Consider the following 12,042-nt stretch of genomic DNA (forward strand, 5'->3'; position numbering starts at 1 on the left):
GTATGTTCATGTAGCCGTCGCTTGCATGGCCGCCTCTTTCCTTTTAGATATAAACGAAACCGCGGATTGGCTTATGACCAATCCGCGGCTACTGATAAATTTACACTGTGCAATCAACGGGATTGCATATTTTTATATTTCGGCGTTCTCGTCGATGTAAGGATCAACTTCCAGTTCATGCTTCTCGGCGTAGGTTTCCTTGATGAAGAATACACACACGGCTCCTATTATAAGCAGTACACCGGCAAGCACTATCATGTTGAGCTGATGCTGACCGCCAAGCAGTCCGAACACGGCACCTCCAAGGGCTGCGGCTACAATCTGGGGTATGGTTATCGTGCCGTTGAACAAGCCGAGATATGCACCCATGTGCTTGCCCGAGATAGAGTTGGTGAGGATGGTGAAAGGCATTGCGAGCATTGCGGCCCAGGCTGTTCCCACAAGGAAGTAGCTGATGAAGAGCATCCATTTGTCGTGGAAGCAGAGCGTCGATATGAATCCTATGCCACCTATTAGGAGGCTGAGGCAGTAGGCAAAACGGCGATTCTTGAAGTTGGGAAGTACGGCGGCCCACACTACCGAACCGATTGCCTGGACTGCAAACAGGATTCCGTTCCAGTTGGCAGCCTCCTGGTAGTTGGCTACCTTGGTGCCCTGCGAAGCGTCCCAGCCGAAAGCCTGCTCGGCTACACCGCCGGTGTTGTAAGTCCACATATACATGAATGCGGCCCAGCAGAAGAACTGCACAAGGCCCACTGTCCAGAACACCTTGGGCGCTTTGACAAGCAGCTGCACGAAGTTGCTCTTTTCGTTGTCCTGCTCCTTGGTGATGCCGTGGTAGGCGGCATACTCCTTTGGAGGCATCTCCTTCACCTTGCAGAAGGTGTAGATGACGCAGGCTATGAGGATGGCCGCGCCGAGATAGAATGAGTAGGTCACCGAGTCGGGTACCTGATTGCCTTCGGCGGTGTTGCTTATGCCTATCCATGCCAGAACGAAGGAGAACACGAAGCCCACAACCGAGCCTGCGTTACACAGGAAGCTCTGTATGGAGTAGGCGAGGCCCTTCTGCTTCTCGTTGACCATGTCGCCTACGAGCATCTTGAACGGCTGCATGGATATGTTGATCGACAGGTCGAGGAACATCAATGCGAATGCTCCGAAGATGAGTGCGCCGGCCACGGCGAAGTGGAAGCTTCCGGCATTGGGAAGCAGTGCCATGACGATTACGGCGAGTATTGCGCCAAACAGGAGGTAGGGAAGGCGGCGACCGAAGCGATTCCATGTGCGGTCGCTGAGTGTGCCCACGATGGGCTGAATTATCAAGCCTGCCAAAGGCGGCAGAATCCAAAAGTAACTTAGTTCATGAGGGTCGGCGCCAAGAGTGGCGAATATTCGCGATATGTTTGCGCTTTGCAACGCGTAGGCTATCTGTACGCCGAAAAACCCGAAGCTTAAATTCCATAATTTCCAAAATCCGAGGTCTGGTTTCGTTTTTGCTTCCATGAGTAATAAAAATGGTGATAAAAAGTAGAAATAATAATTAGAGACACAATCTAAAAAGACTCGTAGAAATAACGAAATCGCCTCATGCGTTTGGTCGCGGGTGAGCGATGACGCATCAGTTGAACGTGGAATTTACAAGTATCTTTAGAATAACTTTACAAAGATAACATAAATTTGGGTGTTGTCGGAGCCTTTTATATTTAAAAAAACGCATTTATAAATGTTTTTTAAACAAGAATTTGCCGGAATATGCACTTTTGCCTAATTTCGTGTGTGAAATTTTAATTATCATGGTCGAACTCACCAATAATCTTCGCAAACTCGTTGCATCGCTTGACAACGCCCGGGCGCGTCGCGACAACGGCCTGTTTGTGGCTGAAGGCACTAAATGCGTGCTCGACACGCTGCACAATTTTTCATGCCGTTATCTATTTGCCACATCGGCATGGATTGAGCGTCATCATGCCGAAATCGGCGCCGTGGAGCCGGTGACGGTGAAACGTGCCGACATGGAGCGCATGAGCCACCTCTCCACTCCGCCCGAAGTGATGGCCGTCTACGACATACCGAGCAATGAGCTGGACGAGTCGGAGTTCAGGCACAACCTCACGATAGTGCTTGACCGTGTTCAGGATCCGGGCAATCTCGGAACCATAATGCGCATCGCCGATTGGTTTGGCATCCGCCAGATTGTATGCAGCCACGACACTGTCGATGTCTACAATCCCAAGGTTGTACAGGCTACCATGGGTGCCATTTCAAGGGTGAAGGTGTGCTATGAGTCGCTTGTCGATATGCTTGGACGGCTCGACGATGTGCCCGTGTTTGGCACCTTCCTTGACGGTGACGACATCTACAGCTCCGAGCTGTCGGGTTGCGGCATGATAGTGTTTGGCAACGAAGGTCAGGGCATATCGCCCGATGTCGAGCGACTCGTATCGTCGAGGCTCACCATCCCGTCGTTTCCTCCCGGAGCGGTGACAAGTGAGTCGCTTAACGTGGGGATGGCTGCGGCTGTGACCGTAGCCGAGTTCCGTCGTCGTATTTATTGTTAAGGATTATGGCTAATAAGGTAAAGTCGATGTGGTATTGCAGTAACTGCGGCAACGAGTCGCCCAAGTGGATAGGCCGATGCCCCGGTTGCGGCGAGTGGAACACCATGATAGAGGAGCGGGTGAATGTCAAGGGAAACAAGAGCGCCACATTTGAGCGTGACAGCAAGGCTGTCCCTCTGCCCATATCGCAGATAGAAACACGGCAGGAAACGCGGCTCCACATGCCAAGCGAGGAGCTCAACAGGGTGCTCGGCGGCGGTCTTGTGGCGGGTTCGATAGTGCTTATAGGCGGTGAACCCGGCATAGGCAAGTCGACGCTTGTGTTACAGAACATTCTGTCGATACGCGGCAAGCGCATCCTTTACGTGTCGGGCGAGGAGAGCGCGAGTCAGCTTAAGATGAGGGCCGACCGCATAGGGCGGCTCAGCGACAACTGCTACATTGTGTGTGACACATCGCTTGAAAACATTCTCGGTCACATCAAGCAGGTGGAGCCTGAATTGGTGGTGGTCGATTCGATACAGACGATTGCCTCCGATGCCATCGAGTCATCGGCTGGCAGTGTGAGTCAGGTCAGGGAGTGCGCCGCCCAGCTGCTGCGTTACGCCAAGGCCTCGGGCACACCGGTTATTCTGATCGGTCATATAAATAAGGAGGGTTCAATTGCGGGCCCCAAGGTGCTGGAGCACATTGTCGATGCCGTGCTTCAGTTTGAGGGCGACCGCCACTACATGTACCGTATATTGCGATCGATAAAAAATCGTTTCGGCTCGACTTCAGAGCTTGGCATATATGAGATGGTGCAGCGCGGATTGCGCGAGGTATCCAATCCTTCGGAACTGCTTCTGTCGCAGTCGGCTGACGACGGTGAACTTTCGGGCATGGCCATCGGCGTTACGCTTGAGGGTGTCAGGCCGTTTCTCATCGAGGCTCAGGCGCTGGTGTCGACAGCCGCCTACGGAACTCCTCAGCGCTCGGTTACGGGATTTGATTCAAAGCGCATGAACATGCTGCTTGCGGTGCTGGAAAAGAGGGTGGGGTTCAAGCTCGCCCAAAAGGATGTGTTTCTCAATATAGCGGGTGGACTCAAGGTCAACGACCCGGCTCTCGACTTGAGCGTTATATGCGCGATTCTGTCGTCCAATGTCGACATGGCCGTGCCACGCGATGTGTGCATGTCGGGTGAGGTGGGCCTTTCAGGAGAAATCCGCCCCATCACTCGCATAGAACAGCGAGTGCTTGAGGCGGAAAAGTTGGGTTTCAGCACAATTCTTGTGCCTAAGAACAATATGAAAGGCTTCGACACATCCCGACTTAAAATTAAGATTGTCGAGGTAGCTAAAGTCGAGGAGGCCTTTCGCGCTCTATTTGCATAAATAAAAAAGCTGCTATTTTGCTGCGTCGGCTATTTCGTCGACTTTGTCTTCGACCGATTCCTTTACACGGCCTATGCGCTCGCGTGCGTCACCGTATAGGTCGCGCAGGGTGCGGTTTACCTCTCGGCGTATCTTGCGTCCGCGTGAAGTTGTGCGTGAATACCGCTCAGCGTAAATACCGGTCAAAGCGCCGAGAATGAGGCCTGTGAAAAATAGATGACAATTCTTCATAATAAATTATATTTTAATGTTAGAACGTGGGTTGTCGTCACTTGTTTATGCTTCGGTTGACGAGCGACGCAATCCATAGCACTACAATGGCGCCTACGGTCGAGGTGATGAGGCTTCCTATGAGGCTGTCGGTATATATGCCGAACAGTCCGAACAGCCATCCGCCAAGTACACCGCCTGCAATACCGAGCAGCAGATTCAGAATCCATCCGAATCCACCGCCTCGCATCAGCTTGCCGGCAAGAGCTCCGGCAACGATGCCGATAAGTATAAACCAGATAAAATTCATAGTCGGGTATAGTTGTTGTTTAATTATTTACCATATAACCCCCCGGGCTGTGAAAATGTTTGACCCTCTTCGATTGGTTTTAACATCTATTAGATTGTCATGTGCATATAAAAAGAGATCGCCCGAGAGCGGAAGTGCTCCCCCGAGGGCGATCTCTGCAAGCTGTGAGTCGGGTTTTATGCGTTGGCGATGCGGGTGACTTGTGTAGGTCACCTCACAACGGGCTTAGCGGCTTTCGTGCTCGTAGCGAAGAGTGAGTGAGGGCTGGTCGCACACTTCAGCCGGACCGAAGTACTGGATGGGGCCGGGGTAGATGAAGTCGGTGTTGATTGCCCATGTGTCACGCTGAGCGGCATACTTGAGGAAGGGTGCTCCGTCAAGTTTTACGAGAGCCTTTTGTATAACAGGCTTCATGGCACCGTGACGGCGCTCCATGTTCATCATCATGGTGATGGGTATACCGCCTGTTGTCCACTGTACCGAGGGCTTGGTGAGTCCGCGCACACTCGACATGTAACCGGTGACTCCTGCGTTGATGAGGCAAGCGGCATTGAATCCGAGTGCGTAGCAGTAGTCGGCGTCGAAGTTTGAGGGATCGGCGCAACGGCCTTCATATCCGAAGAAGTGGAACATCGAAGCGAATTTGCCTACGTAGCGTCCTTCGGCCTTCATCTCGTTCAGGCGACGGCCCACCATCTCGCCGAGCAGCTTCTCGGTTTCGATGAGCGATACCTGTACGTTGCCGTGGGGGTCGCGGTCGAGGCAGAGCTGACGGGCGACGCCTTCGGGAAGTGAGTTGAATATCGATGCGTTTTCGCTCGACAGACGGTCAACAATCCAGCTGAGCTGATTCTGACGGTCGATCTTGGCAAACTCTTCGGCGTTGTCGGCGAGGAGGTCGTTGAGTTCGGCGATAAGAGCCTTCATTGCGGGGATGAACTCGATAAGACCTTCGGGAATGAGGACGCTGCCGAAGTTGTTGCCGTTGGCGGCACGTGCTGCAACCACATCGGCGATTGAGTTTACGATGTCGTTGAGGGTTTCCTTCTTGGCTTCAACCTCTTCCGAGATGATGCACACATTGGGCTGGCACTGGAGTGCGCACTCAAGGGCGATGTGACTTGCCGAGCGGCCCATCAGTTTGATGAAGTGCCAGTATTTCTTCGATGAGTTGCAGTCGCGCTGGATGTTACCGATTACTTCGCTGTAGACCTTGGTTGCGGTGTCGAAACCGAATGAGGTTTCGATCATCTCGTTCTTCAGGTCGCCGTCGATAGTCTTGGGGCAGCCGATTACCTGAACGCCTGCGTTGATCGACTTGTAGTATTCGGCAAGGATGGCGGCGTTGGTGTTGGAGTCGTCACCGCCAATGATTACGAGTGCCTTGATGTTGAGCTTCTTGAGGATTTCAAGACCTTTGTCAAACTGTGCCTTTGTTTCAAGCTTTGTACGGCCTGAACCGATTATGTCAAATCCTCCGGTGTTACGGTATTCGTCGATGTATGATGCCGTAAGTTCCATGTATTTGTGATCAACAAATCCGCCGGGACCCATAAGGAATCCGTATAGACGACTGTCGCGATTCACCTTCTTTATTCCGTCAAACAGACCGCTGATTACATTGTGTCCGCCGGGAGCCTGACCTCCTGACAGAATTACACCTACGTTGATGGGCGCTGACTTTACGGCAGGACCTTTCTCGAAATGTATTTCGGGTAGACCGTAAGTGTTGGGAAACAGTTTTTGGATATCCTCCTGATCAGCAACTGAATTTGTGGCTTTGCCTTCTACGGCCTTAACCGCACCGGTGAGCACTATCGGCAACTTGGGCTGATAGGCCGCACGAGCTTTTTGAAGTGCACTCTTCTTCATTAGTAAGTTGTTATAAATTAATAATATATATGTTTCAAGTATGAAAATACAATTTGACTGCAAATTTCGCAAAAAAATATCAGATTATCAACCTTTTCATTAACTAAAAATGCCTATTTGTATTATTCGTAGCGGCGCTGATGTCGATTGTTTAACTTACATTCACTTGCCGATAGTCGGTATTTGTATAATTTTGGTGGTGTATGTCGAGTGTTTTGAGTATATTTGCACCTTAAAATTATGAAAGCCATTCTTGCATGTTACGACAAATAATTCAAGAATCCAAGGTTAAGGCTGTGCGTGAGCTGCTTGGCCGCAGTGAACGCATAGTGATTACATGTCACATGTCGCCCGACGGCGACGCTATCGGTTCGTCGCTCGGGCTTATGCACGTTCTTGCGGCCATCGGCAAGGAGGCACGTGTTGTCACGCCCGACATTCCGCCGCAGATTCTGCGCTTCCTTCCCGGAGCAAAGGATATTGTGCCTTATTCAAAATATACCGACTTTGCTCGCCAGTTGCTGTGCGATGCCGACCTTATATTCTGCCTCGACTTCAACTCGCTGTATCGTGTCGACCACATGCGCGACGATCTTGCATCATCATCGGCTCCTAAAGTGCTTGTGGACCATCATCAGGACCCCGAGGATTTCGCCGATGTCATAATATCGCATCCCGACCAGTCGTCGACTGCCATCCTGATGTTCAGGCTTTTGTGCCGTCTTGAGTTGTTTAACCTCATTGACCGCAAGGCTGCAATGTGCATCTATACGGGCATGATGACCGATACGGGCAACTTTTCTTACAACTCCAACGACCCCGACCTCTACGTGGTGATTGCCGAGCTTATCCGCAAGGGAATCAACAAGGACGAGATATACAAGCGTGTAATGGACACCAAGACAGTGTCGACATTGCGCCTTAACGGATATGCCGTAGGAACGAAGATGCAGATATTCCCCGAGCACAAGGCCGCGTTGATTACATTGACCCAGAAGGAGCTTGACGACTATGACTATCAGAAGGGTGACACCGAGGGACTTGTAAACGCGCCTTTGGCGATACCCGAGGTGACCTATTCAGTGTTCTTGCGCGACGACAAGCGTTATATAAAGGTGTCGTCACGCAGCAAAGGCGACTTCCCTGTCAACAAGCTGTGTGAGAAGTATTTCAACGGCGGGGGCCATGTCAATGCCGCGGGAGGGGAGTTTGAAGGCACTCTCGATGAGGCGGTTGAGGTGTTCATGTCGTCACTTGCCGAAAACGACCGATATTTGCACGATTGATTTAATTGAAACTATATATAATTTGAAATAAATATGAAAATAACTCGCAATTTTTTCATCTCATTGTTCTCAGGAGTGCTCATAGCCCTCTCGGCAATAGGATGTAGCGATCATGAAAGCTATTCCGACGGACTTAACAACGAAACCAAGTCAATAAATGCATTTCTCGCCGATCAGCGCGTAGTTGGATCGGTTCCCGCCGATTCAGTGTTTGAGGTGGGTAAAGACGCTCCTTATTATCGTATGGACGAGGACGGCTCGGTATATATGCAGGTCATCAATCGCGGTGACATGAACAATCGTGCCAAGGCCGACGACCTGGTATATTTCCGCTTTATGCGTTATAATCTTCACACTTATGCCGCCACGGGCGAATTGGAAAAGGAGTTGAACAACTCCGAGAATGTCAACAACAACGCATCGTTCCGCTACCTCAATTTCCACACTTCAAGCTCGTCGGCATGGGGTCAGGCACTTCAGATGCCTTTGAACTATCTCGGCTACGGCTGCGAGGTGAACATCGTTGTGCGTTCGGCCTACGGCTTGACCGATGAGATTGCCTCGGTGATTCCTTATCTTTATAATGTGCGCTACTACAAGAGCAAGATTTAACGCAGAGTAATCGCTTTTTTGAATCTAAACATATAATCATGTCGCTAATCAAATCGATTTCAGGTATACGCGGAACAATCGGCGGTCGTCCCGGCGAAGGTTTGAGTCCGCTTGACATTGTTAAGTTTACGGCTGCCTATGCACGTTTCATAAGCGGCAGCACTACTCGCAAGTCACGCACTATAGTGGTTGGCCGTGACGCACGCCTTTCAGGCCCTATGGTCAGCGACCTCGTGACGGCAACTCTTACCGGCATGGGCTTCGATGTTGTCAACATCGGACTTGCTTCAACCCCTACCACCGAGCTTGCCGTAGTCATGGAGAAGGCCTGCGGAGGTATCATCATAACCGCTTCGCACAATCCCAAGCAGTGGAACGCTCTCAAATTGTTGAATGAGAACGGTGAGTTCCTGAATGACGCTCAGGGCAAGGAGGTGCTTGCAATTGCCGAGGCCGACGACTATTCGTTTGCTGAAGTAGACGCTCTCGGTCATGTATACAGCAATGAAACCTACAATCGCCGTCACATCGACTCGGTGCTTGCGCTTGACCTCGTTGATGTCGACGCTATCGCCAAGGCCGACTTCACCGTGGCTGTCGACGCTGTCAACTCGGTGGGCGGCATCGTTATCCCGCAGTTGCTTCGCGCCCTCGGTGTGAAGAACATCATTGAGCTGAATTGCGAGGCTACAGGAAAGTTTGCCCACACTCCCGAGCCCATCCCTGAAAACCTCACTCAGATTGCCGACCTCATGCATGACGGTAAGGCCGATGTGGGCTTCGTTGTCGATCCTGATGTCGACCGTCTTGCAATCGTGATGGAAAACGGTGAGATGTTTGTCGAGGAGTACACTCTTGTGGCCGTGGCCGACTATGTACTCAGCCACACTCCCGGCTCTACTGTTTCCAATCTCAGCTCGTCACGCGCATTGCGTGATGTCACCCGTCGACACGGCTGTGAATATTCGGCCGCTGCTGTGGGCGAGGTCAATGTAGTGACAAAGATGAAGGAAACCGGAGCCGTGATAGGCGGTGAAGGTAACGGCGGTGTCATATATCCCGCATCCCACTATGGCCGTGACGCACTGGTGGGTGTGGCTCTGTTCCTCACACTGCTGGCCAAGAGCGGCAAGAAGGTGTCGGAGCTCAAGGCTACCTATCCCGAATATGCCATAGCAAAGAATAAAATACAGCTTACCCCCGACATTGATGTCGACGCAATACTCGAGGCTGTAAAGAAGCGTTACGCTTCCGAAACGATAACCGACATCGACGGTGTGAAGATTGACTTTCCCGACTGCTGGGTTCATCTGCGTAAGTCCAATACCGAACCCATAATACGCATCTATTCCGAGGCGTCGACCATGGAGAAGGCCGATGCTCTTGCTCAGGATATAAAATCGGTTATAGCTTCGCTTGCATAAGGGGCTGTAAATCCATGAGTTATTTGAAATCAAGGGCGTTGAATCAGTTCAGCACCCTTGATTTTTTTGCACAGTTAGCGGAAAAGTTATAAATTTGCGCTCGCATTGGTTCGCTGTCGCGTTATCTGCGTGCGGCGATAAAAAGGGAACACGGGTGAGAATCCCGGACAGTCCCGCTGCGGTAATTTCCGGCAATGCATCGGTATCTTAGGCCACTGAAGCTCTTATGTCGGCTTTGGGAAGGCGTCCGATGACAGGAATAAGTCCGAAGACCTGCCAATTGCACATTGTGTAATGATTCTCTTTCGAGGACGAGAGAACACATATTTATCTTTTTAATGCAATTGACCTTAAAGAAGTCACGGTGTTTCATGCCGTTGTTTGTGTGGATGGTTCTGCATTCGTTGAGTGCGGAGGCTGCCGTTGCTTCGGTGCCCGATGACTCCATAACGATGCAGCGCATTGACGATGTAGTCATAGAGGCCCGACGCTCTCCCATAAAGGTTTCTACGGCGGCTCCTGTGCAGACTCTCTCAGGAACGGAGCTTACCCGGCTGGGTATCCAGAACATGGCCGACGCAGTGCGACGCTTTGCCGGTGCCAATGTGCGTGACTATGGCGGCGTGGGAGGATTGAAGACGGTGTCGGTGCGTAACATGGGTGCGGCCCACACAGGAGTGAGTTACGACGGAGCGCCTGTAAGCAATTGTCAGGCGGGACAGATTGACATAGGGCGTTTTTCGCTCGACAATGTGTCGATGCTGTCGCTTGCCATCGGGCAGAACGAGGATCTGCTACAGCCCGCAAAGCTCTATGCATCGGCGGGAGTGCTGAGCATCGTTACCCAGCGGCCCGTATTCGACGGCGACGACAAGTCGGCATTTCAAGTGAAGATAAAGGGCGGCTCGTTCGGCTACATAACTCCCGCAGTGCGTTGGTGGCAGAAGTTGGGCGAAAACACCGTCACTTCGCTCGAAGGCGATTACATGAGAGCCGATGGCAACTATCCCTTCAGGCTTGTCAACGGAAAGTATGTCACCGAGGAGCGACGCAACAATTCGGCGATAACATCATGGCACGGCGAAGGCAATCTGTATCACACATTTGCCGACAGCAGCAACTTGCAGGTAAAGGGTTACTACTATTACTCCAAGCGAGGACTGCCCGGCCCCGTGACATTGTATAATCCCGTTTCCGATGAAACGTTGTGGGACAAGAACGCATTCGTTCAGGTGAAATACCGAAAGGAGTTTTCCGACAAGTGGAACTTTCAGGCTCAGGCCAAGTATAATTACGGATGGAATCGTGACCGTGATCTCGGACCGCAGTATTCCGACGGAGTATATTCGGCCACACATCGCCAGAACGAGTACTACGTGACGGCTTCGGCCGTGTATCGTCCCGTGCAGCCCCTTCAGATTGCATTGGCGCAGGATGCTGCCGTAAACACTCTCCACAGCACTATGCCCGAATGTCCGTTCCCTACGCGTTACACCTCACTGACTGCGCTCAATGTGCGTTACCGCCTCAATGGGCTCACCGTCAACGGAGTGTTGCTCGGAACCTATATCAACGAAAGGGTTAAGGCGGGCAAAAAGCCCGACGACCTGAGCCGGCTCTCGCCCGGAGTGTCGGTGAGCGTGCAGCCTTGGCGTGACGAGCAGCTCTATTTCAGGGCAATGTACAAGAGCACGTTCCGCACTCCCACGTTCAACGACCTCTACTACTATCGCCTCGGCAATCGCAAGCTGCGTCCCGAGAAGGCCGATGAATATAATATAGGTGTGACATGGAGCATTCTGCCGGCATCGTTCATGGATTACCTCTCGTTTACCGTCGACGGATATTTCAATAACGTAACCGACAAGATTGTCGCTTTCCCCACAACCTATGCATGGACGATGGCCAACTACGGCAAGGTGCATGTGACGGGAGTCGACATCACGCTTGCCTCGGCATTCTCGTTAAGCCGCAAGGTGCAGCTGACGCTTTCGGGTGCCTACACGTTTCAGAAGGCTGTCGACCTCACCGATCCCGACTCAAAGAGCTACAAGCATCAGTTGCCTTACACTCCCAGGCACAGCGGGAATGTGTCGGCTGTAATCGACATGCCCTGGGTTGATGTGGGCTATTCGATAGTGGGGGTGGGCAAGCGTTACTGCCTGTCGCAGAACATTCCCGTGAATAAGATTGACGGATATGCCGAGCACACCCTCACATTGTCGCATGAATTCCTGTTCCGCGGGTACAGACTTGACCTGCAGGGCGAAATAATAAATCTCACCGACAAGCAATATGATGTCATAAAGTACTATCCCATGCCCGGACGGTCATGGCGTGTGACTGGTACGTTCAAATTTTGATAGAGCATAACAATCAACTTAACGTAAT

The 12,042-nt window shown here is 51.6% G+C and carries 10 protein-coding genes and 1 riboswitch; of the genes, 6 read left to right on the plus strand and 4 right to left on the minus strand.

Going from position 1 to position 12,042, the window contains the following annotated elements; all coding sequences use genetic code 11:
• Positions 1–132: 132 nt before the first annotated feature.
• Entirely contained in the window at positions 133–1,506 is a 1,374-nt protein-coding gene (locus E5354_RS09250; protein ID WP_135947276.1) for an SLC45 family MFS transporter, read from the minus strand.
• Between the two features lie 290 nt (positions 1,507–1,796).
• Between E5354_RS09250 and E5354_RS09255 the strand changes: the two genes are divergently transcribed.
• Together E5354_RS09255 and radA are read left to right on the plus strand one after the other, a co-directional pair.
• Complete coding sequence (locus E5354_RS09255) at positions 1,797–2,561, plus strand: TrmH family RNA methyltransferase (protein WP_135947277.1); 765 nt, start codon at positions 1,797–1,799, stop codon at positions 2,559–2,561.
• A 5-nt stretch (positions 2,562–2,566) separates the two neighbouring features.
• Complete coding sequence (radA, locus tag E5354_RS09260; protein WP_135947278.1) at positions 2,567–3,937, plus strand: DNA repair protein RadA; 1,371 nt, start codon at positions 2,567–2,569, stop codon at positions 3,935–3,937.
• 12 nt (positions 3,938–3,949) lie between these two features.
• On the opposite strand, the gene E5354_RS09265 is transcribed toward radA, so the two are convergent.
• The 3 genes from E5354_RS09265 to E5354_RS09275 form a co-directional block, all read right to left on the minus strand.
• Positions 3,950–4,168 (minus strand): YtxH domain-containing protein, encoded by a 219-nt coding sequence (locus E5354_RS09265; protein WP_135947279.1) that lies wholly within the window; start codon positions 4,166–4,168, stop codon positions 3,950–3,952.
• 37 nt (positions 4,169–4,205) lie between these two features.
• Positions 4,206–4,457: a GlsB/YeaQ/YmgE family stress response membrane protein gene (locus E5354_RS09270; RefSeq protein ID WP_123396422.1), complete on the minus strand. Its 252-nt coding sequence runs from the start codon at positions 4,455–4,457 to the stop codon at positions 4,206–4,208.
• 225 nt (positions 4,458–4,682) lie between these two features.
• Positions 4,683–6,329, minus strand: a complete 1,647-nt coding sequence (locus tag E5354_RS09275) for a diphosphate--fructose-6-phosphate 1-phosphotransferase (protein ID WP_135947280.1) — start codon at positions 6,327–6,329, stop codon at positions 4,683–4,685.
• 257 nt (positions 6,330–6,586) lie between these two features.
• On the opposite strand from E5354_RS09275, the gene E5354_RS09280 reads away from it, so the two are divergent.
• The 4 genes from E5354_RS09280 (at position 6,587) to E5354_RS09295 (ending at position 12,014) form a co-directional block, all read left to right on the plus strand.
• Positions 6,587–7,615, plus strand: coding sequence for a DHH family phosphoesterase (locus E5354_RS09280; protein ID WP_123396424.1), 1,029 nt, complete (start codon positions 6,587–6,589; stop codon positions 7,613–7,615).
• Positions 7,616–7,648: 33 nt separating this feature from the next.
• Positions 7,649–8,227 (plus strand): DUF4827 family protein, encoded by a 579-nt coding sequence (locus E5354_RS09285; protein WP_135947281.1) that lies wholly within the window; start codon positions 7,649–7,651, stop codon positions 8,225–8,227.
• Positions 8,228–8,265: 38 nt separating this feature from the next.
• The gene (gene glmM, locus E5354_RS09290; RefSeq protein WP_135947282.1) at positions 8,266–9,651 is read left to right on the plus strand and encodes a phosphoglucosamine mutase; all 1,386 of its coding nucleotides are present in this window, start codon (positions 8,266–8,268) and stop codon (positions 9,649–9,651) included.
• An 89-nt stretch (positions 9,652–9,740) separates the two neighbouring features.
• Positions 9,741–9,947, plus strand: a riboswitch (cobalamin riboswitch).
• Between the two features lie 93 nt (positions 9,948–10,040).
• Positions 10,041–12,014, plus strand: coding sequence for a TonB-dependent receptor plug domain-containing protein (locus tag E5354_RS09295; protein ID WP_246863793.1), 1,974 nt, complete (start codon positions 10,041–10,043; stop codon positions 12,012–12,014).
• Positions 12,015–12,042: the final 28 nt, after the last annotated feature.

It is taken from the genome of Muribaculum sp. NM65_B17 (assembly GCF_004793735.1).
GTDB classification, from domain to species: domain Bacteria; phylum Bacteroidota; class Bacteroidia; order Bacteroidales; family Muribaculaceae; genus Muribaculum; species Muribaculum gordoncarteri.